At 31.4% G+C, this 24,783-nt stretch carries 26 protein-coding genes and 1 riboswitch; of the genes, 25 read left to right on the plus strand and 1 reads right to left on the minus strand.

The features are described 5' to 3' along the window. Window positions 1–199 precede the first annotated feature (199 nt). The 17 genes from rsxC (at window position 200) to JJC02_05465 (ending at window position 15,896) form a co-directional block, all read left to right on the plus strand. Complete coding sequence (gene rsxC / locus JJC02_05385; protein UDN55608.1) at window positions 200–1,537, plus strand: electron transport complex subunit RsxC; 1,338 nt, start codon at window positions 200–202, stop codon at window positions 1,535–1,537. 22 nt (window positions 1,538–1,559) lie between these two features. Beyond that, the gene (locus JJC02_05390; GenBank protein ID UDN55609.1) at window positions 1,560–2,537 is read left to right on the plus strand and encodes an RnfABCDGE type electron transport complex subunit D; all 978 of its coding nucleotides are present in this window, start codon (window positions 1,560–1,562) and stop codon (window positions 2,535–2,537) included. Then, a complete protein-coding gene (locus JJC02_05395; protein ID UDN55610.1) occupies window positions 2,537–3,106 on the plus strand; it encodes an RnfABCDGE type electron transport complex subunit G in 570 nt (189 codons plus the stop codon). Before JJC02_05390 ends, JJC02_05395 begins: the two co-directional genes overlap by 1 nt. A 12-nt stretch (window positions 3,107–3,118) precedes the next feature. Further along, complete coding sequence (locus tag JJC02_05400) at window positions 3,119–3,712, plus strand: electron transport complex subunit E (GenBank protein ID UDN55611.1); 594 nt, start codon at window positions 3,119–3,121, stop codon at window positions 3,710–3,712. Between the two features lie 14 nt (window positions 3,713–3,726). Continuing rightward, window positions 3,727–4,302 carry an electron transport complex subunit RsxA gene (gene rsxA / locus JJC02_05405; GenBank protein ID UDN55612.1) on the plus strand — a complete coding sequence of 192 codons (576 nt, stop codon included), beginning with the start codon at window positions 3,727–3,729 and terminating at the stop codon, window positions 4,300–4,302. A 15-nt stretch (window positions 4,303–4,317) separates the two neighbouring features. Beyond that, on the plus strand, window positions 4,318–5,289 hold the full coding sequence (locus JJC02_05410; protein ID UDN55613.1) for an RnfABCDGE type electron transport complex subunit B: 972 nt from the start codon (window positions 4,318–4,320) through the stop codon (window positions 5,287–5,289). A gap of 219 nt (window positions 5,290–5,508) precedes the next feature. Further along, entirely contained in the window at window positions 5,509–6,093 is a 585-nt protein-coding gene (maf, locus tag JJC02_05415) for a septum formation inhibitor Maf (GenBank protein ID UDN55614.1), read from the plus strand. 44 nt (window positions 6,094–6,137) lie between these two features. After that, window positions 6,138–6,797 (plus strand): DNA repair protein RadC, encoded by a 660-nt coding sequence (gene radC, locus JJC02_05420; protein UDN56381.1) that lies wholly within the window; start codon window positions 6,138–6,140, stop codon window positions 6,795–6,797. Window positions 6,798–6,917: 120 nt separating this feature from the next. Next, window positions 6,918–7,928, plus strand: coding sequence for a rod shape-determining protein (locus JJC02_05425; protein ID UDN56382.1), 1,011 nt, complete (start codon window positions 6,918–6,920; stop codon window positions 7,926–7,928). A 9-nt stretch (window positions 7,929–7,937) separates the two neighbouring features. Continuing rightward, window positions 7,938–8,831 carry a rod shape-determining protein MreC gene (gene mreC, locus JJC02_05430; GenBank protein ID UDN55615.1) on the plus strand — a complete coding sequence of 298 codons (894 nt, stop codon included), beginning with the start codon at window positions 7,938–7,940 and terminating at the stop codon, window positions 8,829–8,831. A 14-nt stretch (window positions 8,832–8,845) separates the two neighbouring features. Next, complete coding sequence (gene mreD / locus JJC02_05435; protein ID UDN55616.1) at window positions 8,846–9,334, plus strand: rod shape-determining protein MreD; 489 nt, start codon at window positions 8,846–8,848, stop codon at window positions 9,332–9,334. Window positions 9,335–9,345: 11 nt separating this feature from the next. After that, complete coding sequence (locus JJC02_05440) at window positions 9,346–12,324, plus strand: penicillin-binding protein (protein UDN55617.1); 2,979 nt, start codon at window positions 9,346–9,348, stop codon at window positions 12,322–12,324. Window positions 12,325–12,421: 97 nt separating this feature from the next. Continuing rightward, complete coding sequence (locus JJC02_05445; protein UDN55618.1) at window positions 12,422–13,105, plus strand: septum site-determining protein MinC; 684 nt, start codon at window positions 12,422–12,424, stop codon at window positions 13,103–13,105. A 23-nt stretch (window positions 13,106–13,128) separates the two neighbouring features. Beyond that, window positions 13,129–13,926 carry a septum site-determining protein MinD gene (gene minD, locus JJC02_05450; GenBank protein ID UDN55619.1) on the plus strand — a complete coding sequence of 266 codons (798 nt, stop codon included), beginning with the start codon at window positions 13,129–13,131 and terminating at the stop codon, window positions 13,924–13,926. Between the two features lie 17 nt (window positions 13,927–13,943). Next, the gene (gene minE / locus JJC02_05455) at window positions 13,944–14,228 is read left to right on the plus strand and encodes a cell division topological specificity factor MinE (GenBank protein ID UDN55620.1); all 285 of its coding nucleotides are present in this window, start codon (window positions 13,944–13,946) and stop codon (window positions 14,226–14,228) included. An 84-nt stretch (window positions 14,229–14,312) separates the two neighbouring features. Beyond that, window positions 14,313–15,443, plus strand: coding sequence for a rod shape-determining protein RodA (rodA, locus tag JJC02_05460; GenBank protein ID UDN55621.1), 1,131 nt, complete (start codon window positions 14,313–14,315; stop codon window positions 15,441–15,443). A 39-nt stretch (window positions 15,444–15,482) separates the two neighbouring features. Then, on the plus strand, window positions 15,483–15,896 hold the full coding sequence (locus JJC02_05465) for a methylglyoxal synthase (protein ID UDN55622.1): 414 nt from the start codon (window positions 15,483–15,485) through the stop codon (window positions 15,894–15,896). 183 nt (window positions 15,897–16,079) lie between these two features. Here the strand turns inward: JJC02_05465 and JJC02_05470 are convergent, their stop codons facing one another. Continuing rightward, window positions 16,080–17,273, minus strand: coding sequence for an FprA family A-type flavoprotein (locus tag JJC02_05470; GenBank protein UDN55623.1), 1,194 nt, complete (start codon window positions 17,271–17,273; stop codon window positions 16,080–16,082). Between the two features lie 317 nt (window positions 17,274–17,590). On the opposite strand from JJC02_05470, the gene JJC02_05475 reads away from it, so the two are divergent. From JJC02_05475 to JJC02_05510, 8 genes are all read left to right on the plus strand, one after another. Next, a complete protein-coding gene (locus JJC02_05475; GenBank protein ID UDN55624.1) occupies window positions 17,591–19,435 on the plus strand; it encodes a TIGR03960 family B12-binding radical SAM protein in 1,845 nt (614 codons plus the stop codon). A 1-nt stretch (window position 19,436) separates the two neighbouring features. Then, window positions 19,437–20,138: a DUF2344 domain-containing protein gene (locus JJC02_05480; protein UDN55625.1), complete on the plus strand. Its 702-nt coding sequence runs from the start codon at window positions 19,437–19,439 to the stop codon at window positions 20,136–20,138. Window positions 20,139–20,155: 17 nt separating this feature from the next. Next, the gene (locus JJC02_05485) at window positions 20,156–21,577 is read left to right on the plus strand and encodes an Rne/Rng family ribonuclease (protein UDN55626.1); all 1,422 of its coding nucleotides are present in this window, start codon (window positions 20,156–20,158) and stop codon (window positions 21,575–21,577) included. Window positions 21,578–21,677: 100 nt separating this feature from the next. Next, the gene (gene rplU, locus JJC02_05490) at window positions 21,678–21,989 is read left to right on the plus strand and encodes a 50S ribosomal protein L21 (GenBank protein ID UDN55627.1); all 312 of its coding nucleotides are present in this window, start codon (window positions 21,678–21,680) and stop codon (window positions 21,987–21,989) included. Window positions 21,990–22,003: 14 nt separating this feature from the next. Further along, the gene (locus JJC02_05495) at window positions 22,004–22,321 is read left to right on the plus strand and encodes a ribosomal-processing cysteine protease Prp (protein ID UDN55628.1); all 318 of its coding nucleotides are present in this window, start codon (window positions 22,004–22,006) and stop codon (window positions 22,319–22,321) included. Between the two features lie 13 nt (window positions 22,322–22,334). After that, window positions 22,335–22,625, plus strand: coding sequence for a 50S ribosomal protein L27 (gene rpmA / locus JJC02_05500; GenBank protein ID UDN55629.1), 291 nt, complete (start codon window positions 22,335–22,337; stop codon window positions 22,623–22,625). A gap of 110 nt (window positions 22,626–22,735) precedes the next feature. After that, entirely contained in the window at window positions 22,736–24,013 is a 1,278-nt protein-coding gene (gene obgE / locus JJC02_05505; GenBank protein ID UDN55630.1) for a GTPase ObgE, read from the plus strand. A gap of 29 nt (window positions 24,014–24,042) precedes the next feature. Next, window positions 24,043–24,411, plus strand: coding sequence for a YhbY family RNA-binding protein (locus JJC02_05510; GenBank protein UDN55631.1), 369 nt, complete (start codon window positions 24,043–24,045; stop codon window positions 24,409–24,411). A gap of 91 nt (window positions 24,412–24,502) precedes the next feature. Beyond that, a riboswitch (SAM riboswitch) is annotated at window positions 24,503–24,609 on the plus strand. Window positions 24,610–24,783 lie beyond the last annotated feature (174 nt).

Consider the following 24,783-nt stretch of genomic DNA (forward strand, 5'->3'; position numbering starts at 1 on the left):
ACTTTAGAAATATATATAAAAAGGATTGTGTAATTAAGCAATCCTTTTCCTCACTTTGACTTAATATATAGAGCTTGATTTATAAAATAAATTATAAAAATGCGGATATTTTTTTAACAATTGTTAAGCTTTTTTAATATATATAGTATACTTATAGAAGGCAGAAAAAAAGTTTTTTTATAGATAAGGGGGTAAAATAATGAAACTCTTAACTTTTAAGGGAGGGATACATCCTCCATATAGAAAAGAGTACTCTAACACAAAGGCACTTGAAAAAGCTCAAGCTCCAAAGATTGTTTACATTCCTCTTCAGCAACATATAGGGGCACCAGCTAAACCTATTGTTGAAGTTGGTGATGAAGTAAAGTTTGGGCAAAAAATAGGTGAACAACAAGGGTTCGTTTCATGTAACGTTCATTCTTCAGTATCAGGTAAAGTTATTGCTATTGAACAACATGAAGTACCAGGTGGTTCAGCTCAATGTGTAGTTATCGAAAACGACTTTAAGGAAGAATTACATGAGAGTGTTCAACCAAAAGGTCAGTTAGAGGATTTGAGCAAAGAAGACATAGTAGGTATCATAAAAGAGGCAGGAATAGTAGGTATGGGTGGAGCTACATTCCCTAACCATGTAAAAGTATCACCTCCGCCAGATAGCAAAGCAGAAGTAGTTATATTAAATGGTGCAGAATGTGAGCCATATTTAACTGCAGACCACAGATTAATGGTGGAAAATCCAGAAGATGTTGTATTTGGCTTAAGAGCATTAATGAAGGTATTAGATGTTAAAAAAGGATTTATAGGGATTGAAACAAATAAACCAGATGCTATAGAAGCAATTCAAAATGTAGCTAAAGATTATAGTGAAATAGAAGTTGTTGGTCTTCAAGTGAAATATCCACAAGGAGCAGAAAAACAACTTATTTATGCGTGTACAGGCAAAGAAGTTCCATCTGGTGGATTACCAATAGCAGCAGGTGCAGTTGTTGACAACGTTGCCACAGCAGCACAAATAGCTAAATCTATTAAAACAGGTATGCCTTTGGTAGAAAGAATCACTACAGTAACAGGTAGTTGCATCAAAGAACCAAAGAACCTAATAACAAAAGTTGGAACATTAGTTTCAGAAATAATAGAACAATGTGGTGGATTTAAAGAAGATAAGAAGATTGGTAAGGTTATAATGGGTGGACCTATGATGGGAATAGCTCAGTATACTACTGAAATAGCAACTAATAAAGGTTCTTCAGGAATTTTATGTTTGGATGAAGAAGAATCACGTACTCCAGATATTCAAAACTGTTTAAGATGTGGAAGATGTACAGATGTATGCCCAGCATTCTTACAACCACTTTTCATAAGTGCATATTCTTTAAAAGATGACTATGACACGGCTGAATATCATAGAGCAATGGATTGTATAGAATGTGGGTCTTGTTCATTTATTTGTCCAGCAAGAAGACCATTACTTCAATCTATAAGATCAGCAAAGAGAGAAATAGGAGCAAAGAGAAGAAAGCAAGCTGCTCAGAAATAAAGAAAGTTAAGGGGGAAAAACGATGGAAAATAAGTTGATAGTATCATCTTCTCCTCATGTGAGAAGTAATGAAGATACTTCATATATAATGAAACAAGTTATTATAGCACTCCTTCCAGCAGCAGTAGCAGGAGTATACTTCTTTAGACTTAATGCTTTGAGTGCTATGTTTTTTTGTATACTTGGTACAGTAGGTACTGAATTTTTATATCAAAAATTTACGAAGCAAAAAAGTACTATAGGAGATTTTTCAGCTGTTGTAACAGGATTATTATTAGCATTTAACGTGCCAGCATCACTTCCTTGGTGGATGTGTCTAGTAGGAGGTATATTTGCAATACTAGTAGTTAAAATGGTATTTGGTGGGATTGGATGTAACTTTGTCAATCCAGCACTTGCTGCAAGAGCATTTTTATTAGCATCATTCCCAGTAGCAATGACTGCTTGGACTAAACCAGGTGTCAACTGGATAGGTGAAAATTTAGACGCAGTTACTACAGCAACTCCATTAAGCTTTTTAAAAAATGGAGCAGCAGGATTAGCAGACCTTTCTGGCAATGGAATTAGGCTTGCTGATATGATGATTGGTAATATTGGTGGATGTATAGGTGAGACATCAGCAATATTATTATTATTAGGTGGAGTATACCTAATGTATAAAGGCATAATAAATTATGTTATACCAGTATTTTACATAGCAACTGTATTTATATTAACATTTCTTTTAGGTGGATTTAATATAAGTTTCGCAATATATCAGCTCTTTGCTGGAGGTCTTATGTTAGGTGGATTCTTCATGCTTACAGATTATACGACTTCGCCTATGACTAAAAAAGGTCAAATAATATACGCTGTATTAGCTGGTCTTATAACGACTGTTATAAGAATGTATGGTGGATATCCAGAAGGTGTATCTTACTCAATACTACTAGTAAACTGTCTTGCTCCACTTATAGATAAGTTTGTTAGAAATAGAGTATTTGGGGAGGTGGCTAAATAATGAATAGTATGGTGAGATTAGGTGGAACTTTACTTGCTATAAGTGCGATAGCTGCATTAGCACTTGGAGCTACAAATCAGGTTACAGCTCCAGTAATAGAACAAAGGAATATACAAGCAAATAATGAACTTAGAAAAGCAGTACTTCCAGAAGCAAAAGAGTTTAAAGAAATGAATAAAAGTACTTATAAAAACCTTGGAGATAATCTTATAGCTGAAGTGTATGAAGGCTTAGATGGTTCTGAGGTAGTTGGATATACTTTAAAAGCTAAGCCAAGTGGGTATGGTGGAGAAGTTGAAGTTATGGTAGGTATATCATCTGATGGTCAAGTTACAGGCGTTGACATTGGTAATATGTCAGAAACAGCAGGGCTTGGAGCAAAAGCTAAGGATGATGCATTTAAGGGTCAATACAAAGGAAAAACTGCTGAACCTCTTGAAGTAGCAAAAGGAAGTACAACAGCAGATAATCAAATATTAGCAATATCAGGTGCAACTATTACATCTACAGCAGTTACTACAGGAGTAAATGCTGCTATAGATGTTTTCAATAGTGCTCTTAATAAATAAGGAGGGTTAATTATGAATTTAGCTAAAGTATTTAAAAATGGGCTAATAGATGAGAACCCAACATTTGTTCAAGTTATAGGTATGTGTCCAACACTAGCCGTTACAACTTCAGCAATAAATGGAATCGGTATGGGTCTTTCAACAGCAGCAGTTTTAATATGTGCAAATTTAGTTATATCTTTAATAAGAAAAATTACACCAGATAAGATAAGAATACCTATATTTATAGTAGTTATAGCTACATTTGTTACAATAGTAGGTATGCTTTTAAAAGCATACGTTCCTGCTCTTGATAAGGCTCTTGGTATATACATACCATTAATAGTTGTTAACTGTTTAATACTAGCTCGTGCAGAAAGTTTTGCTTTCAAAACAGGAGCTATGCCTTCAATAGTTGATGGTGTAGGTCAAGGGCTTGGATTTACTGTTGCACTTACAATAATAGGTGCAGTAAGAGAATTACTTGGAAATGGTAGTTTATTTGGAATGACACTATTTGGAGCATCTTTCCAACCGGTATTAATATTTATATTGCCACCAGGTGCATTCTTAACATTAGGATTCCTATTTGCAGGATTTAATAAATTAAGAAGTAAAAAAGCATAGTGGAGGTGTAATAAATGAATTTAATACTTTTATTTTTAAGTATCGTTCTTGTCAATAACGTTATAACATCTCAGTTCTTGGGTATATGTCCTTTCTTAGGAGTTTCTAAGAAAGTTGATACAGCAGTAGGGATGGGAGTTGCAGTTACATTCGTTTTAACTTTAGCTTCAATTATAACTTATTTTATACAAATTTTATTAGTAAAAACTGAAACTGGATTCTTACAAACAATAGCTTTTATATTGGTTATAGCTTCTATAGTTCAGTTCGTTGAAATGGTAATTCAAAAGATGAGTCCATCTTTATATCAAGCATTAGGAGTTTATTTACCTCTTATAACTACAAACTGTGCAGTTCTTGGTATAGCTCTAGTTAATGTTCAAAAAAGTTATAACTTAGTAGAAACAATAATAAATGGATTTGGAGCAGGAGCTGGATTTACTTTAGCAATAGTAATATTCGCAGGTATAAGAGAAAGACTAGAATTAGCTGATATACCAGAAGCATTTAAAGGTTTCCCTATAACGCTTATATCAGCAGGTTTAATGTCAATAGCTTTCTTAGGATTTACAGGACTTATAAAGCTATAAAAAAGAGGGGTGAAAATGGTGATACTTACAGCTGTATTAGTTTTAGGAATTATGGGCTTAATCTTCGGGATAGTACTAGATTTTGCATCTAAAAAGTTTGCTGTAGAAGTAGACGAGAGAGTGGAAGCTATACTAGGAGTACTTCCAGGAGCCAACTGTGGAGGTTGTGGATTTCCAGGTTGTGGAGGTCTTGCAAATGCTATAGTTGAAGGAAACGCACCAGTTAACGGTTGCCCTGTAGGTGGAGCAGATGTTGGTGCAAAAGTTGGAGAAATAATGGGAATAAGTGCTGAAGCAGGTGAGAAACAAGTAGCAAAAGTTATTTGTAAAGGAACTTGTTCAAGTGCAAAAGATAAATATGAGTATGAAGGAATATCTGATTGTAGAGCAGCAAATGTTTTAAATTCAGGTGCTAAGATGTGTAAATTTGGATGTTTAGGTCTTGGAACATGTAAAGTTGCTTGTAAATTTGACGCTATTTCTATAGTTGATGGAGTAGCAGTAATAGATGAAGAAAAGTGTGTAAACTGTGGAAAATGTAAAGAAGTTTGCCCTAAGGGTATAATAATCACAAAACCAGAAAGTCACGAGGTAGTTGTAGAGTGTAATAGCAAAGAGTTTGGTAAAGCTGTTAAAGAAAAATGTACTGCTGGATGTATTGGCTGTGGAATGTGTGTAAAAGCTTGTAAATTTGATGCGATAATATTTGAAGACAAAATAGCTAAGATAGACCATAATAAGTGTGTAGGTTGTATGCAGTGTGTAGCGAAATGTCCTACAAAAGTAATATCAGGTGATATAACTAAGAAAAAGAAAGTTACTATCGACCAAGAACTTTGTGTTGGTTGTACAGTGTGCAAAAAACAATGTAAGTTTGATGCAATAGAGGGAGAATTAAAAGAAAAACATAAGGTAGATGCAGATAAATGTGTAGGATGCCATTTATGTATGGAAAAATGTCCAAAGAAAGCTATTAAAATTTTGTAATATGGACAAAATAAGGATATGGAATAATTTCCATATCTCTAATGAGTACATAAAACAGAGGTATGGAATAATTTCCATACCTCTATTTTATGTATATTTATTCTAATGGTAATAAATATAACAATAGTGTAACAAAAAAGGTTCGACATTTCTGTTGAATTTTTTACAATATAGTGATAGACTAAATAGGTACAAATTACGTACAAACGAGGTGAATAAATGAATATAATCTTGGCATCAGCCTCTCCAAGAAGGAAAGAAATTCTAGAGAATACAAATGTAAGATTTGATATAATTAAAAGTGAAATTGATGAGATTATATTGGAAGGTGAAGCACCAAAACATTTAGTTATGAGGTTAGCTTTTGAAAAAAGTATGTATGTAGCATCTGAACATAATGAAGATGTTGTTATTGGAGCTGATACAGTTGTTGTTTTAGACAATGCTATTTTAGGAAAACCAAAAGATGAGTCTTGTGCAAGAGATATGCTAAAAAGACTATCTGGAAGAGAGCATCAAGTCATAACAGGTATTAGCTTAATAAACTTGTGCGAAGATAAAAAAGTAATTGACTATGTAATCAGCGATGTGAAATTTAAAACGTTATCAGAACAGGATATTGAGGATTATCTGAAAACTAATGAATCATTTGACAAAGCAGGAGCGTATGGTATACAAGGCTATGGAGCTTTGTTAGTTGATGAAATTAGAGGAGATTATTTTAATATAGTTGGTCTTCCAATTTCAAGGCTAGGTGAACTATTAAAAAAATATTTTAGTATAAATCTTTTTTATGGAGTGTGATTTATCTGAAAAAGTCATTTAATTCAACCATTAAGGTAAAAGAAATGGCACCAGAGGAAAGACCCAGAGAAAAGATGCTTGCTGAAGGAGTAAAAAGCTTATCAAATGCTGAGTTGTTAGCTATACTTTTAAGAACTGGCAACAAGAATAAAAATGCTATTGATTTAGCCAACTATATAATAAATAGAGATATTCAGGGTATTAGACATTTAGAAGACATGACAATAGAGGAGCTGTGTAATATAGATGGAATTGGGTTATCAAAATCGACCCAAATTAAAGCAGCTTTAGAGCTAGGCTCTAGAGTGGCTAGTTTTAAACCTATGAAATATAAAATAAAGAATCCTTGGGATATACAGAGGTATTATATGGATAGCCTGAGGTATTTAAAAAAAGAGGTTTTTAAAGCTGTTCTTTTAAACACAAAAAATGAGATAATATCTGATGTAGATGTATCTGTAGGGACTTTAAGCTCGTCATTAGTCCATCCTAGAGAGGTTTTTAAAGAAGCTATAAGAAGAAGTGCAAGTAAGATAATAGTGATGCATAATCACCCTTCAGGAAGTGTGGAACCATCAAGTGAAGATAAGAATATCACATCAAGACTTGTTAAATGTGGAGAAATAATTGGAATAGAAATAATAGACCATATAATTATTGGAGATGGATTATACTTTAGCTTTAAAGAAAATATGATAATTTGACTTTATATGTGATAAAATAAGAGGAGAATGTTTTAAACATGATTCTTAATAGTAGGAAGGAGTAAAATCATGGCTAAGGAAAAAAAGAAAGAAAAAAAAGGTTTTTTTAGTTTTAATAAGATGACAAAGGATATGGGAATAGATTTAGGGACTGCAAATACATTAGTTTACATAAAAGGACAAGGTATTGTTGTTAGAGAACCTTCAGTTGTCGCAATAAGAGATGACAGTAAAGAGGTATTAGCAGTAGGTGAGGAAGCCAAAAAAATGATAGGTAGAACACCAGGAAATATAGTAGCTATAAGACCTATGAAAGATGGGGTAATAGCTGATTTTGATATAACTCAGTCAATGATTAGCTATTTCATACAAAAAGCAGCTGACAAAAAAGGTGTTGTGAGTCCAAGAATCGCTATATGTGTTCCTTTTGGAGTTACAGAGGTAGAAAAGAGAGCTATAGAAGAGGCTGCAAGACAAGCAGGAGCTAAAGATGCATTCCTTATAGAAGAGCCAATGGCAGCGGCTATTGGAGCTGGATTAAAAGTTGAAGAACCAGAAGGTAATATGGTAGTTGACATTGGTGGAGGTACTTCAGAAATAGCTGTAATATCTTTGGGAGGAATCGTTACTGCTAAATCTATAAGAATTGGTGGAGACGAGTTTGATGAATCTATAGTTGCTTATGTAAAAAAAGAATATAACCTTATGATAGGTGAAAGAACTGCTGAAAATGTTAAGATTAGCATAGGTTCTACATTTAAAGATGATGAAGAAATAAATATGCAAATAAGAGGTAGAGATTTAATTTCAGGGTTACCTAAAACAATAGAAATATGCTCTACAGAAGTTAGAGAAGCATTAAAAGAACCTGTAAGTTCAATAGTAGATGCGATAAAATCTACACTAGAAAAAACTCCACCAGAATTAGCATCAGATATAATGGAAAACGGAATAATGCTAACAGGAGGAGGAGCTTTGCTTAGAGGTCTTGATAAACTTATTACACAAGAAACTGGTATGTCTGTACAAATAGCAGAAACACCTCTTGATTGTGTTGCGCTTGGAACAGGAAAATCTGTTGAAGACCAAGAAATCTTTGAAAAAGTATTAATGATGAATGCTAAAAATTAGAAGTTGGTGATGGCCTTGAGATTTGACAAGAACAAAAATGAGAAAAAAAGGATTAATGTTAAAGTGATAGCAACGGGCGTAGTTGCTATCACTTTAATTGGAATTGTGGGTATATCAATTGGTAAGTTTTCTAGTGGTAGTCCAGTAAACTTAGGAGTAGCTTCAGATGTTATTACAAGTGTAGGTAAAGGAATAAATGATGGATTTTCTTTTATCAAAAATGGTTTTAAAGACATAGCAAATTTCAAAGATAATTCTAAAAAGGTAAAAAAATTAGAAGAAGAAAATGAAAAACTTAAAAAAGATGTGATAGCTTTAAATGCGAAATTAGATAAAACAGAATCACTAGAAGAGTTAAAAAGGACACTTAACTTTGTACAAGAAGAATATAAGGCGACAAGTATTTCTACAAGTGTTGTTGGTAAAAATGATGGAAACTGGTATGAGAGTTTTGTCATAGGTGCAGGAAAAAATTCAGGTGTAAAAAAAGACAGTATAGTTATGAATGGCAGTGGGTTAGTTGGTATAGTTTATGAAGTTTCCAACAATTATAGTAAGGCAATTTCACTATTGGATTCTAAGGCATCTGTAAGTTTTAAACTAGCAAAGGATGCAAGTGCTAAAGGTACAATTACTCAAAATACTACTTTAGATAATAAAGATAGTTATAATAGCAAAGGATATTTGCAAGGATATATGTTTGACTCATCATATAATGTAATTCAAGGAGATATAATAACAACATCAGGTCTTGGATTCTTCCCAGATGGTATACCAATTGGTGAAGTTGAAAAAGTGGTTGATGATAAAGATAAGTCATTAAAATATGTAGTTGTAAAACCTTATGTTGATTTTAAAAATATAAATGACGTTGTAGTCATAGAACCAAGAAATATAGGATAAAGGGGATAAAAACAATGAAAAAAGTTTTACTTTGTCTATTGGGGATTGTGCTTATGACTATAGAAAATAGTATAACAAATTATATAGATATTTTTGGCATAAGCTTTAATTTAGCTCTTATATATGTAACTATAATCTCTCTTTATTTAGATGAATTAGAGGGTGGGATTATAGCAGCCATAATAGGGCTTATTAAAGACATAACCGTTGGTGGAATTCTTGGTGTAAACGCATTAGTTTTGTTTATTATTGCATATGCAATTGGGCACATGAGAGATCAGATATATAAAGGCAGTTATATTATTACTTTCGTTTTAATTTTTATAGGAAGTTTAATTGATTCAATTGTCAATATAGGTACATCTAGTATAATCTATCAAAGCTATAACTTATCAACACTTTTTATAAAAGGTCTACTAGTAGCACCAATAGTGAATAGTTTAATTGGTTTAGTAATATATCGCTTATCTAAAAAAGCAGTTTTAAAACTTAAAGAAGATTAGTTGGTGATTTCATGGAAGAAAATAAACAAATTGATAGACTAAAAATAATTAAAATAGTCATGAGCGTGATATTTTTAGCTATTTTAATAAAAATAATTTACATGACTACATTTAAATATGAATATTACAATGAGTTAGCTGAGAATAAAACATATAAAAAGTTGGCAATAGAAGCTCCAAGAGGAGAAATAAAAGATAGATATGGGAGATTGTTAGCAGGAAATAAAAACTTATTTACTGTTCAAGTTTCAGGTAACGATATCAATAAGAAAGATGCAAACAAACATTCAAGAGCAAATGAAATATCATTAAAACTTATAAATTTGCTCGAGAAAAATGGTGAAGAATATGTAGATGAATTTCCTATATATGTAGAAAATGGAAAGTACTATTATACATATGACAGAGATATTAGAGAATATAAATCAGAAAATGGTATTCCAAGTGATTATAATGCTAAAGAAAGTTTTTATTACTTAGTAGATAAACTTATATCAGCTGGAATATTGTCTCAAGAGGATAAAAGGTTGGATGCGACAAAATTACAGGCAAAACTAAATGAAAATGGATACTATCCACCTATTTTAGTTAGTAAATGGATGTTCACAGCAGAAAGAGATAAGAGAGATTGGTTAGCTAGTTATAAGATAAAAGAAACTAAACTAAGTGCCAAAGAAGCGTTTGAAAAAGTAAGAAATAGTGAAGCATTAGAAATTGATAAAAGCTTAAGTGATGAAGATGCAAGGAAAATAATGGTTGTAAGGGATTTGATAAAATCAAAAGGATATTCTCAATATAATCCAGTAACTATTGCAAAGGATGTAGGGGAAACTACAATCGCACAAATTGAAGAGAGTGCTATGGACCTTGTTGGTGTTTCAATAGCAGTAGAACCAGTAAGATATTATCCTAATGGGACATTAGCTTCACATATGTTAGGATATGTAGGAAAAATGCCATCCACTCAAATAGAATCATATCTTCAGAAAGGTTATGAAAATGGAGATATGGTAGGTCTTGCAGGAGTAGAGAAGAGTAACGAAAGTAGACTAAGAGGAACTGATGGTTATAAAATGGTTAAAGTTGATGCATTGGGTAGAATCAGTAAAGAAATTGAATCTAAAAAGCCTAAATCAGGAGATACTGTATACCTTACACTAGATAAAGATTTACAAGAAGTTTCAGATAATGCATTAAAACAGATAATCGAAGTTGCTTCTAAAGGAGGTACTTTTAAAAGTAAATTTGGGGATAAGCCAATTAGTGCATATGCAGGAAAAGCACAATCAGCAGCTCTTATAGCTATTGATGTCAAAAATGGAGAGGTACTAGCTTCATCAAGCTATCCTAATTATGACCCAAATAAATTTGCAAAAGGTATTTCTACAGAAGATTATAAAGCACTTCAACCAAAGAATCCAAATGACTTACTAGCGGGAAGCCCACTTTTAAACTTGGTTACACAAGGGGAATTCCAGCCAGGTTCTTCATTTAAGATGGTAACTTCAATGGCAGCTTTGGAAAATGGTTTAAATCCAAACTTTACTATAAATGACCCTGGGGTTATTATGTTGGGTAAAAAGTCTTTTGGTGACTATGTATGGAACCATGGTAGAGGAAACCATGGTATGACAAACTTATATAAAGCAATACAAGAGTCTTGTAATATATATATGGCAACGATTGGTACAGGTAAAACATGGCCAGATGGAAAAAGCATTGGTATAGATATGAATGCAAATAAAATACTTGAGTATGCAAAACTGTTTGGGCTTGACCAAAATACAGGGCTTCAAGATGAAGTAGAAGAAAGAGCAGGTAAAGTTCCTAGCACAGAAGATAAATTAAAATCAACACAAGCTCTGTTAAAGTCCAATTTAGAAAGAGAAATGGCAAATGATTTTGTTGATATAACTAAAGAAAAAAATCCTAAAGAGTATGAAAAAAGAATCAATGAGATTGTAAGTTGGGCAGCAGAAAAGAAAACTCCTGGTAGAGTAGAAACAATGAATAGGCTAAAAAAAATGGATGTTAAAGAAGATAGAATCGAAGATGTAGCAGATTTAGCAGTATTCAGTTATTTCAACTTTGCAAAATGGAGTACTGCAGATACATTCAACTTAGCTATAGGTCAAGGTGAGAATGCTTATACACCAGCTCAAATATCAAGATATGTAGCTGTAATAGCAAATGGAGGTAATTTAGTAGAATTATCTGTAGTTGATAGAGCTGTTTCAAGTGATTATTCATCAATTAAAATCAATGACCAGAAGAAAGTAGAAAAAATACCTTTTAAAAATCCAGACAACTTAAAAGAATTGACAAAAGGTATGAAATTGGTTGCAAGACAAGGTACAGCAAAGAGTGCTTTTGCTGATTTCCCGATAGATGTAGCAGCAAAAACTGGTACAGCTGAGAAAAGTGGGAAAATACCTACAGATAATGAATATGAATATTTAAAAAGTCATATGTCATCTTATAATGTTAATCTAAATGATGCGATTAAACTAGCTGATAAGATGAAAGCAGAAAAAGAAAAAGAACTTTCATTAGCTAAAGAAAAGGAAATAAAAAAGAAATTAGAAAATAAAGATTTGAAAGACGAAGAAAGAAAGAAATTAGAGGAAGAATTAGAAGATGGAGTAAAAGTTAGATTAGAGGATACTGATAAAGTGAATTCTTCATATCTAAGAAAAGCTATAAAAGAATTAAATCCAAAAATAACAGATGACCAAATAGATAAATTTAAACAAGATTATGGTTCTTTTACATGGACTGTTGCTTTTGCTCCAGCAGATGACCCAGAAATAGCTGTTGTATGTGTAATTCCTCAAGGTGATTCAAGTGTATTCTCACTTTTACCAACTAGAGAAGTTATTGGAACTTACATGGGATTAGAGCCAAATAATAGTAAAAATGACAACAAGACGAATGATGTTAACAATTCTTCTGACGAAAATATAAATTTCGAGTCACAAATTAATAGATAGCTCAATCTATGTATAAACTTTAGCTTTATATAGAAAAAATAAAAGGGTTTAAAGCGTATTTGAAGAATATAAATGATATATCACTCTGGAGGTTGTTATGTCTTTAAGAGAAATTTGTAGTCAAGAACTAGTAGAGTTCAAGGGTAATAAAAGAGGGATAATAGTAAATATAAAAAGAGAAGCTCCATTTGAGGAAATACAGGAAAAAATAATAAACAAATTGGAAGCGTATGTTGGCTTTTTTAATGGGGCTAAAATTAGTAAAATTAATAGTGATTGTTTAACTGACATGGAGATTCTAGAATTAAAAGAAGGAATTACTTCTAGATTTGATGTGGAATTTGTTGAAGATCAAAAAGTTGAAGAAAATAGTAATTTTCCAACAAAATATGTCAATACCCTAAGATCTGGTGAAAATATTGAATTTGAAGGTGATGTAGTTATATTGAATGATATGAAACCTGGTTCAAAAGTCCTTTCAAAATCAAATACAGTTGTTATGGGAGATATAAATGCTGGTGCTAAGGTTGTAGCAGGAGGTAATGTTTTTGTAATGGGTAAAATAGAAGGTTTTGTACATGCAGGTGCAGAAGGCAATGAATTTGCATATGTTGTTGCTGGAAATCTTAATCCTAAAATATTACAAATAGCAGATAATATTGCAGAAGCTCCAGATGATGAAGAAAATTATGAAAGTGAATCAGAAATTAGCCCAGAAATAGCCTTTGTAAGTAATGGAAGAATTGTAATCGAAAGCTATTTGTCAAAGTTAGACAAATAGAAAGAAAAATAGGGGGTAGTATTATGAGCGAAGTTATAGTTATAACATCTGGTAAAGGTGGGGTTGGAAAAACTACTACCGCAGCAAACTTAGGAACTGCGCTAAGCCTAGAAAATAAAAAAACAGTAGTTGTGGATGCAGATATTGGACTTAGAAACTTAGATGTAGTAATGGGTCTTGAAAATCGAATAGTTTATGACATAGTAGATGTTGTTGAAGGAACTTGTAGGCTTAAGCAAGCTCTAATAAAAGACAAAAGATTTGATAATCTATATTTATTACCAGCAGCACAAACTAGAGACAAAAATGCTGTTTCAGTTGAGCAGATGATTGACCTGTGTGAGAAACTAAAAGAATCTTTTGAGTATATAATAATAGACTGCCCAGCAGGTATCGAGCAAGGTTTTAAAAATGCAGTAGCAGGAGCAGATAGAGCTATTGTAGTTACAAATCCAGAAATATCAGCAGTAAGAGATGCTGATAGAATAATAGGTCTATTAGAAGCAAATGAAATAAAAGAGATAAGATTAGTTATAAATAGAATTAGAAATGATATGGTTAAGCGTGGAGATATGATGGACAAACAAGATATAATAGAAATATTAGCAATAGATTTGTTAGGTCTTGTTCCTGATGATGAAAGCATAATTATATCAACAAATAAAGGAGAGCCAGCTATACTTGATTCTAAGTCACTTGCTGGTCAAGCATACAAAAATATCGCAAAAAGGATACTAAATGAAGAAGTTCCTCTACTTGATCTTGAAGTTGAAGATGGATTCTTTGGTAGACTTAAAAAAATGTTTAGCATGGCTAAGTAGCAAAGGAGGATACATCTGTGTTAGATTTATTTAGAGTTTTTTCTAACGAAGCTAAAACTAGTAAGTCTGTTGCTAAAGAGAGATTAAAGCTAGTTTTAGTTCATGATAGAGTAGATTGTTCACCACAACTTTTAGAGATGATAAAAACAGACATTTTAAAAGTAATAGCTAATTATGCAGAAATAGAAGATGATGGCCTTGAAATAAAAATGTCTAAATGCAGAGGTGAGCATGATGACAAACCTGTATCTGCATTAGTTGCTAATATACCACTAAAGAATATAAAAGATAGATGTATGTAATTAGTGCTTAAAAGGGGGATATCCTTATTGGTATATGCCCCTTTTATTTAATTATATGTTTAAAGATAGAAAGACGGTGATTCTTTGAAAAAAATCAATATTAATTATAAGTCGACAATTAAGTTGATAAAACAGTTAGACTGGAAACTTATAGTTACAGTATTAGCTATCTTTATTTTTGGGCTTGTTATACTTAGTAGTGCGACACATGCTAACTCAACAGGTTCATATCTTCAATTGATTAAACAAGGGCTAGCTTTTGTGCTTGGTATAGGAATGATTATAGTTATACTATTTTTTGATTATAATCTTCTAGGTAGGTATTACAAAGCACTTTATATAATAAGTCTTATTTTGTTAACCATCGTTTTATTACCTGGAATTGGTACAGTAAAAGGTGGAGCTAGGTCATGGATTAACTTAGGGCCACTTGATTTGCAGACATCTGAAATAGTTAAATTAACATTTATACTCAGTTATGCAAAAATACTTGAATCCAAAAAGGATAAATTAAATACATTAAAGGAAGTCATGCCTGTTGTAGTTTATTCGCTTCCATTTATCGGATTGTTAATTGCACAGCCAGACTTGGGAACAGGGATTGTATTTTGCTCTATGATATTTGCAATGCTGTTTACAGCAGGTCTTAGCTCAAAGTTGATAAAAAGAGGGATAATCATACTGTTGGTATCAATGCCACTAATGTATTTAATGATGGCAGACCATCAGAAGATAAGAATAGAAGCTTTTCTAAATCCAGAAGATGTAACACTAAAAGGAAACTATCAAGTTATGCAATCTTTGATTGCAATAGGTTCTGGCGGTGTAACTGGTAAGGGGCTATACAATGGAAGTCAAAATCAAGAAGACTTTTTACCTGTGCAAGATAGTGATTTCATATTTGCTGTTGTAGGTGAAGAACTTGGTGTAATAGGGATGGCGGTACTGATAATCTTATTTATGATATTCCTATTAAGGCTTTTAGCAATTGCAAGAGATGCAAAAGATTTTTATGGAACCCTCATAGTAGTTGGTGTTCTGGGAATGTTTGCTTACCAGATAATCCAAAATATAGGTATGACTGTTGCGTTAATACCAGTAACTGGAGTAACATTACCTTTTGTAAGTTATGGAGGTAGTTCATTATTAACATCTTTAGCAAATTTAGGATTAGTACTAAATGTTTGTATGAGAAGAAAGAAAATAAATTTCTAGATTTAATACTTGTAAACATAAATTGAGGAGATTGAGTATATGAATATAGCATTAGTAGCACATGACCAAATGAAAAATACCATGGTCGGATTTTGTATAGGTTATGAATCAATTTTAAAGAAATATGGACTATATGCAACTGGAACTACAGGAAAAAGAATAATGGATGAAACTGAATTAAATATAAATAGGTTGGCATCTGGTCCTTTAGGTGGAGACCAACAAATAGGTTCTTTAATAGTAACGCAAGAAATAGATTTAGTTATTTTTTTAAGAGACCCATTGACATCTCAGGCTCATGAAACAGATATACAAGCTTTGATAAGACTTTGTGATGTTTATCATGTTCCAATAGCTACAAATCTAGCTTCTGCAGAAATATTTATAAAAGCTCTTGATAGGGGAGAACTATCATGGAGAGAAGTTAGAAAAAGTAAAAGTCAACGTGTTTAATAAAAGTAAATAATATAAAATTATGGGGTGTCTCAAAATGAAATTTTTAGTTCATGAGGCACTCTTTTTTGCATAAAATCAAATATATTTTAATCATTTCAACAATGAAAAAGAGGCTTATCCTGTATTTCGGATACAGCCCCACATTTGTTTTTAAATAAGAGTATTTTATAAGATTAATGACTATTTAACTAATTTTGCAAACTCTGCACCAAATGCCATACACTCTTTTAATGTTTCTTCACTAGGGAAGAATTTTTTCTTAAGAGATTCTACAGGCATTTTGAATGACATAGATTTAAGTAAGGTCTCGGCCATAGTTATACCTTCACCACTCCAACCAAATGAACCAAATACTCCTGCTATCTTGCCTTGATTAGCCATTGGGTCTATAACAGAGAATAAATCCCACATAGGTTTAACCATAGTTTTGTTTATAGTTGGAGAACCTAATAGTATTACCTTTGATACTACTAATGTATCGTGCATTTCTGTTAATGTCATATCTTCTAAATCATATAATTCAGCTTTTGCACCTTCTTTATCAAGTCCTTCTTTTATCTTTTTAGCCATTTCTAAGGTATTGCTATAAGCTGATAAATAGAATATAGAAACTTGATTTTGATTAGTTTTATTAATAGCCTCTGTAGACCATTCAACATATCTTTTAACAGCAGCCATTGGGTCTTTAGTAAGCATTGGACCATGAGAAGTCAATATAGTATCAAATTCTATGTTTAGTCCTACTACCTTATCTACAGCACTTAAAACATGCTTAGCAAATGGCTTAACTATACAGTCATAATAGTGTTTAGCTGATTTTAGGTAATCTTCACTGTTTACTACATCTGCATCAACACTTGCAAAGTGACAACCAAATGCATCACAAGTTAAAAGAGTCTTCTCCTCTTCAATGTAAGTAAACATTGTATCAACCCAATGTAAGAATGGCGCAGTTATAAATCTAAGATTTCTTTTACCTATATTTAAAACTTCACCATCTTTTATTACATGACAATTAAAAGGTCTATTTATTTGACCATCTAAGTATAGTTTAGCAGCTTTAGTGCAAAAAACTTCTATATTAGGATTTAAATCTAATAAGTATTTTAAGCTACCAGCGTGGTCTGGTTCTGTATGATGAATTACAACATAGTCAATTTTAGCTATATCAGTAATTTCTGATAGATTGCTTAGGAATTCATCTTTAAAGTTTGCCTTTACTGTGTCAAATAAAACCGTTTTTTCGTCCTTGATTAAATAAGAATTGTAAGTTGTTCCATACTCAGTTTCCATTATTATGTCGAATACTTTTAAACCTTCATCTACTACACCAGTAAAGTAGATATCTTTTTTTACTTCAAAAACTTTACTCATTTTTAACCCTCCTAAAATTTATCATTATACAAGTAACATACCCCATTTTAGGGTCAATGAAACAAAAGATGTCATTATAAGCCATATAAAATAATAGTTTATGTTTATAATATATCATATTTGGTAAAAAATCTGTATTTTAATAAAAATTTAATAGAAAATATCATTATATATTTTTAGATATTCTATTTTGTGAATAATATAGATTTTAAATTCAATATTTTAGTTATATTTTTGATAGAAAATATTTTATCGTGTATAATATTACTTATAAATAAGAATAAAAATAAAGCGTTTGTTTGGAGGAATTTTAATAAATGAATAAAGTAGACTTGAAAAAAATCTTAAAAAAAGTAGAAAAGCCTGCTAGATATCTTGGAAATGAAATAAATTCAATTCATAAAGATACTAGTAATAGTGAATTGATAAGATATGCACATTGCTTTCCAGATTTATATGAAGTTGGTATGAGTCATTTGGGTAGTCATATATTATATGATGTAATAAATAAGGATGAAAATGTATTTTGTGAGAGAGTGTATTCTCCTGCTGTTGATATGGAAAATATAATGAGAGAAAAAAATATACCATTGTTTGCATTAGAGTCAAGAGAGCCTATAACAAACTTCGATTTTGTTACTTTTACACTTCAATATGAACTTTCATATACTAATATCTTAAATATATTAGATTTAGCCAATATACCAATATTAAAAGAAGAAAGAAATCTGGAAGACCCATTTGTAATGGTTGGTGGTCCTTGTGCCTATAATTCCGAACCTTTAGCAGATTTTGTAGATGTAGTAATATTAGGTGAAGGTGAAGAGGTAAATTTAGAAGTAGTAAATGAGTATAAAGAATGGAAGAAAAATAAAACGACTAGAGAAGATTTTTTATATAGAATATCAGGTATAGAGGGAGTATACATACCAAGTTTTTATGATGTAAAATACAATGAAGATGGAACAGTTCAAAGTGTAACTCCTAATAGAAATGGAATTCCTAAAAATCCTACTAAGAGAATAATAAAAGATGTTGAGACTGTAGACTATCCAGAAAAACTAATAGTACCTTATATAGACACTGTTCATGATAGAATAGTGTTGGAATTATTCAGAGGATGTACAAGAGGATGTAGATTCTGTCAAGCGGGTATGATATACAGACCAATAAGAGAAAAAAGTGTTAAAAGACTTAAGGAAATATTGGATAAATTAGTTAAGAATACTGGATATGATGAAATATCATTATCATCACTTAGTACTAGTGATTATAGCAAGTTGTCTGAGCTTACTGATTATTTGGTAGATGAATATGCATCTAATAATATAGGTATTTCACTTCCATCTCTTAGACTGGATAACTTCTCAATGGAAATTGCTGATAAAATACAACAAGTAAGAAAGTCTGGGCTTACTTTTGCTCCAGAGGCAGGAACTCAAAGACTTAGAGATGTCATAAATAAAGGTGTTACAGAAGAAGATTTGGAAAATGCAACAGAAAAAGCTTTTGAGATGGGATGGAATAGTGTCAAATTGTATTTCATGATTGGTTTACCAACTGAGACTTATGATGATTTAGATGGAATAGCTAAATTAGCTTATAAGGTTATTGATATTTATAGAAAGGTAAATGGAGGAAAGCTAAAGAGAAGTTTTAGTGTTACAGTAAGTACTTCTACATTTGTGCCAAAGCCATTTACACCTTTTCAATGGCATGGTCAAGACACTACAGAAGAAGTTGTTGAGAAGCAAAGACATTTAGTAAATAAATTGAGAAATAACAATATAAAATACAATTACCATGATTCAAAAACTAGCTTGATGGAAGCTGTAGTAGCTAGAGGAGATAGAAGAATAGGAAAAGTTATATATGATGCATTCAAACTGGGTGCAAAGTTTGATGGATGGGCAGAATATTTTAATTTGGATATATGGAAGGAAGCTATGGAAAAAAATAATCTTTCTATAGATTTTTATGCACATAGAAATAGAAATTATGAAGAGGTATTTCCTTGGGACCATATAGATGTAGGCGTTAGTAAAAAATTCCTAATTAGAGAAGATGAAAATGCTAAAAAAGAAAAAATTACTTCTGATTGTAGACATAATTGCAATGGCTGTGGAATAAATATACATGATATAGGAAGGGGGCTTTGCTAATATGAGTAAGATAATAAGAGTAAAATTTAAAAAGGAAGGCGATATGATATATATATCACATCTTGACCTTCAGAGACTATTACAAAGGGCATTTAGAAGAGCCGAAATAAATTTATCACATTCTCAAGGATTTAATCCTCATCCTAAGATGAGTTATGGCAATGCTTTGGCTTTAGGTACGGAAAGCCAAGGTGAGTATGTAGATATTGAGATAGAAGAAGACGATTTATCAGTAGAGGGATTTTTAAGTAAAGTATCAGTTCAACTTCCAGAGGGGATAGAATTTATCAAAGCAAAAGAAATTGATAGACAAACACCTTCTCTTTCTTCTGTGATAGATTATGGAGAATATTTGTTTAATATAGATTTGAAAAGACCTATGACTAAAGAGTTTGTAAAAAGAAAAGTAATCGATTTTATGAACAATAAAGAAATAATCATAACGAAAAAGAATAAAAAAGGTAAGATGGTTGAAGTAGATATAAGACCTATGATAAGGACTTTTGATGTTTTAAATTTAGAAGATGAACATATTACCCTTACTGCCACTATAGCTACAGGTTCAAAAACTAATTTAAATACTAATATACTTATTCCAAAGATATTAGAGATATTTGAACTTGATATTGACCCATTAGATGTTGATATATTGAGAAGAGATTTATATGTATTAGAAGATGGAGAATTAGTGACTCCTATGTAGGCTCGAGAGGTGAAGTTGTGAAAAAGATAGTTATTGAGTCCTTAATAGGGTCTCAGAAAACAGCAGTACTTGAAGATGAAAGATTAACAGAACTTTTTGTTGAAGATAATTTAAATAAAAAGACTGTATCCAATATATATCGTGGAATCGTAAAAAAAGTTATACCAGGAATAGAAGCTTGTTTTGTGGATATTGGATTTAATAAGCTTGCCTATTTACAATTAAAAAAAGGAAGCACTATAAAGTCTGGTCAGGATATTTTAGTTCAGGTAAATAAAGAAGAAATAGGAACTAAAGGTGCAAAATTAAATACTGAGATTAGTATTTCTGGAAGGTATATTGTCTATATACCTTCCAATGATAGAACTACAATATCAAATAAAATTACTGATGAAAAAGAACGATTTAGATTAAAAAAAATTACTAAGGCAGTAAACAAAGAAAATTTAGGATTAATAATAAGAACTGAGGCTCAAGGTTGTACCCATGATGAAATAAAGAAAGATATAGAAGAGTTGAAATCAAAGTATGAAAATATTTTAAAAGAATATAAACTTGGCATGGGACCAAAATTATTATATAAATCTTTAGATTTTGCAACCAAATATGTAAAAGATAATGTAAATGATGATGTTGAATCTATAATTACTAATAGTTATGATAAGTACTTTGAACTTAAGTCTATTTTAAGATATATAGATAAGACTTATGTTGATAAACTATGTCTTGAAGAAAATAGAGATGTATTTGATTTATATAGAATAGAATCTCAAATAGAAAAATTATTAAATAAAAAGGTATGGTTGAAGAGTGGAGGTTACTTAATAATCGAAAAGACAGAAGCTCTTACAGTTATAGATGTTAATACAGGTAAGTTTGTTGGAACTGGTAAACTTGATGAAACTGTTTATAAAACGAATCTTGAAGCTGCAAAAGAAATTGTAAGGCAACTTAGAATTAGAGATATAGCTGGAATAATAATAATTGATTTTATTGACATGCATAAAAAGAAGCATCAAAATGAGGTTTTACACATCCTAGAAGAAGAATTTAATAAAGATAAAAGAAAAGTTGAAGTATTAGGTATGACGAAACTTGGTTTAGTAGAAGTTGCTAGGCGTAGAGAAAAAGAATCTATTGATAAGTATTATTTAATGGATTGTCCATGTTGTAATGGTGAACAAACAATAAAATCTGTACATCATGTACTAGATAGTATTGAAAAAGAAATTATGAGAATAAGTGAACATACTGTTTACAAAAACATAATAGTAGAGTTTAATGATTTTATTTTTAAACAAATAAAAGAATATTATATGGATATAATTGATAAAATTGGTGAAAAATATAATATAAATATTTCTTTAAACGCAAATAGTACATTAAAGCACAATAAAACCAATGTTATTTTTGATAAAATAGTTGACAATAAAATGTAAATATTTTATAATTAATAATTGTAATGCCGCACAGTAAAGGTTTAAATCTTCAAATGAAGTACCTTGTACTGGCGAGTTTGAGACCGAGGAGGTGTATTTAATGTACGCTATAGTAAAAACTGGTGGAAAGCAATATAAAGTTTCTGAAGGTGATGTATTATTCGTTGAAAAATTAGAAGCTAACGCAGGTGATGTTGTTACTTTAAACGAAGTATTAGCTTGCTCTAAAGATGGAGAATTAAAATTAGGTTCTCCAGTAGTAGAAGGAGCATCTGTTCAAGCTAAAGTTGTTGAACAAGGTAAGGCTAAGAAAGTTATAGTTTTCAAGTATAAAGCAAAAAAAGATTACAGAAGAAAACAAGGACATCGTCAATCATACACTAAGATAGTTATAGAAAAAATAAACGCTTAATTATTGGTTAAGTTATGATAAAGGTTAAATATTATTATAATGATGATTTCTTGTTACAAGGTTTTTGTTTAAAGGGACATGCTGATTTTGCTGAAATAGGCTATGATATAGTATGTGCTGCAGTTACATCTAATGCTATTGCAGTTATAAATTCTTTAGACAAATTACAAAAGATTGGATTTGAAAAAGTAGTAGGAGAAGAAGGTCATATAGAGTGTATAGTTAAAGATACACATATAAAAGACGCACAATTATTACTAAATCATTTTCAATTAGCGGTTGAAGAAATTAAACGGGAATACCCAAAAAATATAAAAATTTTAAAAAAGTAGGGGGTGACTCCATATGTTAAACATGAATTTACAATTATTAGCATCTAAAAAAGGGGTAGGTTCTTCTAAAAATGGTAGAGATTCTATATCTAAGAGATTAGGTGTTAAGAGATTCGATGGTCAATTAGTAACTGCTGGAAGTATAATAGTTAGACAAAGAGGAACTAAAATACATCCAGGAACTAATGTTGGAAAAGGTAGTGATGATACTTTATTTGCATTAGTTGATGGTACTGTTAAATTCGAAAGAAAAGACAAGAAGAGAAAAAAAGTTAGTATATATCCAGTAGCAATAGCTGAGTAATATACATAAAAGGAGTGTTGAGGCACTCCTTTTTCTTGTAATACTGATGAATTTATAATAGTATTTTTGGCAATGCTAATTAAAAGTTTTTAATTAAGTAGGTGAAGAATTTGTTTATAGATAAGGCAAGAATATTTGTTAAGGCTGGAAATGGTGGAAATGGTTCGGTAGCATTTAGAAGAGAAAAATATGTTCCAGCTGGTGGACCAGATGGCGGAGATGGCGGTCGTGGAGCAAGCATTGTATTTGAAGTTGATTTAGGTCTTAGAACTCTAATGGACTTTAAGTATCAGAAAAAATATCAAGCTCAACATGGTGGTGACGGAAGCAAAGGTAAAAGAGCTGGTAAAAATGGAGAAAATTTAATATTAAAAGTACCAGCAGGTACAGTAATAAGAGATGAGGCAACAGGTCTTGTACTAGCAGATTTGAAGAAAGAAGGAGATACAGCTATAGTTGCAAAAGGTGGTATAGGTGGTAAAGGTAATCAACACTTTGCAAATGCTGTAAGACAAGCTCCAGCTTTTGCAAAATCTGGTACAGATGGAGAAGAAAGATGGATAACTCTTGAACTTAAAATGATAGCAGATGTAGGTCTTTTAGGGTTCCCAAATGTAGGTAAATCAACATTTTTATCAGTTGTGACTAAAGCTAAACCTAAAATTGCAAACTATCACTTTACAACACTTACACCAAATCTAGGTGTTGTTCAAACTAAGTTTGGAGATAGTTTTGTACTTGCAGATATACCTGGAATCATAGAAGGTGCTTCGGAAGGTGTAGGTTTAGGTCATGATTTTTTAAGACATGTTGAGAGAACTAAGGTATTGATACATATTGTAGATATATCTGGATTAGAAGGAAGAGACCCTATAGAGGACTTTGATAAGATAAATGACGAACTTAAACTGTATAATGAAAAACTTTCAAAGAGACCACAAATTGTAGTTGCAAATAAAATGGATATATTAGAAGATGAAAGCAAGTTTGATACATTTAAGAATGAATTAGAAGGAAGAGGATATACAGTATTTAAAATGTCAGCAGCGACTCGTGAGGGCATAGATGATGTAATAGCTTATGTTTCTAAAATATTAAAAGAAGTAGAAGATGTAGAATTAGTTTCAGAGGAAGAAATGTACAGACCAGAGCTTGATATTGGTACTGAAGAAGAGCTAAGTATAGATATTGAAGATGGTGTGTATGTAGTTACAGGTAAAGCACTTAGAAGAATAATGTATTCTGTAAATTTTGATGATATGGAATCCCTTCAATATTTCCAAAAAGCTATGGAAAGTCAAGGTGTTTTTGATAGGCTTAGAGAAATGGGAATAGAAGATGGAGATGTGGTTAAAATTTACGAATTAGAATTTGAGTTTTACAATTAATTTAAGTATAGAATTATAGAGGTGAGAATATGTTAAAAGGAAAACAAAGGGCGTATTTAAGATCTTTGGCAAATACTTTAAAGCCTACTACACAAATCGGTAAAGAAGGTGTCACAGAAAGCTTCTTAGAACAATTAGATGGTATGTTAAGAACTAGAGAATTAGTAAAAGTTACTATATTAGAAAATGCAGGTCTTGATGCTAAAGAAACTGCCAATGCAGTATGTGAAGCTTTAAGAGCAGAATTTGTGCAGGCTATTGGTTTTAAATTTACTATTTATAAGAAAAACATTGATGAGCCTAAGATACTTTTCCCAGGACATGAACAGGCAAAAGCAAAAACTAAAAATAATAATGTTACAAAAAAAGGTAAACCCACTAAAAGAGCAGTTAGATAATAGTTTATATCCTTTTAGGAAAATAAGTTAAAAAAATAGTGCCAATTAGAAGAAATTGTATTATACTATTAAACATAAATTTAAATTAGCAATCTTATCAAGAGAGGCAGAGGGACTGGCCCTATGAAGCCCAGCAACCAGTATATTTTATTATACATTGGTGCTAAATCCTGCAGCAGTTATGCTGAAAGATGAGTATAAACCCGTCATATGGCTTGAGTTTATACTCAAGCTTTTTTGATTTGTATATATAAATAATTTAATATAATAAAAATGATGGGGGTATGTAACAGTGAAGATAGCAATATTAGGGTATGGAACAGTAGGAAGTGGATTAATTGATTTAATAGAAAATAATACTTCAAAAAGAGT

Source organism: Clostridioides sp. ES-S-0054-01 (genome assembly GCA_021561035.1).
Lineage (GTDB): Bacteria > Bacillota > Clostridia > Peptostreptococcales > Peptostreptococcaceae > Clostridioides.

What these genes read in the sequence shown, in the direction of transcription:
- JJC02_05495 (UDN55628.1), top strand. Translation starts at nt 22,004, where the DNA reads ATGATAAAGGTTAAATATTATTATAATGATGATTTCTTGTTACAAGGT.
- maf (UDN55614.1), top strand. Translation starts at nt 5,509, where the DNA reads ATGAATATAATCTTGGCATCAGCCTCTCCAAGAAGGAAAGAAATTCTA.
- mreD (UDN55616.1), top strand. Translation starts at nt 8,846, where the DNA reads ATGAAAAAAGTTTTACTTTGTCTATTGGGGATTGTGCTTATGACTATA.
- rplU (UDN55627.1), top strand. Translation starts at nt 21,678, where the DNA reads ATGTACGCTATAGTAAAAACTGGTGGAAAGCAATATAAAGTTTCTGAA.
- JJC02_05395 (UDN55610.1), top strand. Translation starts at nt 2,537, where the DNA reads ATGAATAGTATGGTGAGATTAGGTGGAACTTTACTTGCTATAAGTGCG.
- rpmA (UDN55629.1), top strand. Translation starts at nt 22,335, where the DNA reads ATGTTAAACATGAATTTACAATTATTAGCATCTAAAAAAGGGGTAGGT.
- JJC02_05390 (UDN55609.1), top strand. Translation starts at nt 1,560, where the DNA reads ATGGAAAATAAGTTGATAGTATCATCTTCTCCTCATGTGAGAAGTAAT.
- rsxC (UDN55608.1), top strand. Translation starts at nt 200, where the DNA reads ATGAAACTCTTAACTTTTAAGGGAGGGATACATCCTCCATATAGAAAA.
- JJC02_05480 (UDN55625.1), top strand. Translation starts at nt 19,437, where the DNA reads ATGAGTAAGATAATAAGAGTAAAATTTAAAAAGGAAGGCGATATGATA.
- JJC02_05445 (UDN55618.1), top strand. Translation starts at nt 12,422, where the DNA reads ATGTCTTTAAGAGAAATTTGTAGTCAAGAACTAGTAGAGTTCAAGGGT.
- JJC02_05470 (UDN55623.1), bottom strand. Translation starts at nt 17,273, where the DNA reads ATGAGTAAAGTTTTTGAAGTAAAAAAAGATATCTACTTTACTGGTGTA.
- JJC02_05400 (UDN55611.1), top strand. Translation starts at nt 3,119, where the DNA reads ATGAATTTAGCTAAAGTATTTAAAAATGGGCTAATAGATGAGAACCCA.
- JJC02_05465 (UDN55622.1), top strand. Translation starts at nt 15,483, where the DNA reads ATGAATATAGCATTAGTAGCACATGACCAAATGAAAAATACCATGGTC.
- JJC02_05475 (UDN55624.1), top strand. Translation starts at nt 17,591, where the DNA reads ATGAATAAAGTAGACTTGAAAAAAATCTTAAAAAAAGTAGAAAAGCCT.
- minD (UDN55619.1), top strand. Translation starts at nt 13,129, where the DNA reads ATGAGCGAAGTTATAGTTATAACATCTGGTAAAGGTGGGGTTGGAAAA.
- mreC (UDN55615.1), top strand. Translation starts at nt 7,938, where the DNA reads ATGGCCTTGAGATTTGACAAGAACAAAAATGAGAAAAAAAGGATTAAT.
- JJC02_05440 (UDN55617.1), top strand. Translation starts at nt 9,346, where the DNA reads ATGGAAGAAAATAAACAAATTGATAGACTAAAAATAATTAAAATAGTC.
- JJC02_05510 (UDN55631.1), top strand. Translation starts at nt 24,043, where the DNA reads ATGTTAAAAGGAAAACAAAGGGCGTATTTAAGATCTTTGGCAAATACT.
- JJC02_05425 (UDN56382.1), top strand. Translation starts at nt 6,918, where the DNA reads ATGACAAAGGATATGGGAATAGATTTAGGGACTGCAAATACATTAGTT.
- rsxA (UDN55612.1), top strand. Translation starts at nt 3,727, where the DNA reads ATGAATTTAATACTTTTATTTTTAAGTATCGTTCTTGTCAATAACGTT.
- radC (UDN56381.1), top strand. Translation starts at nt 6,138, where the DNA reads ATGGCACCAGAGGAAAGACCCAGAGAAAAGATGCTTGCTGAAGGAGTA.
- JJC02_05410 (UDN55613.1), top strand. Translation starts at nt 4,318, where the DNA reads ATGGTGATACTTACAGCTGTATTAGTTTTAGGAATTATGGGCTTAATC.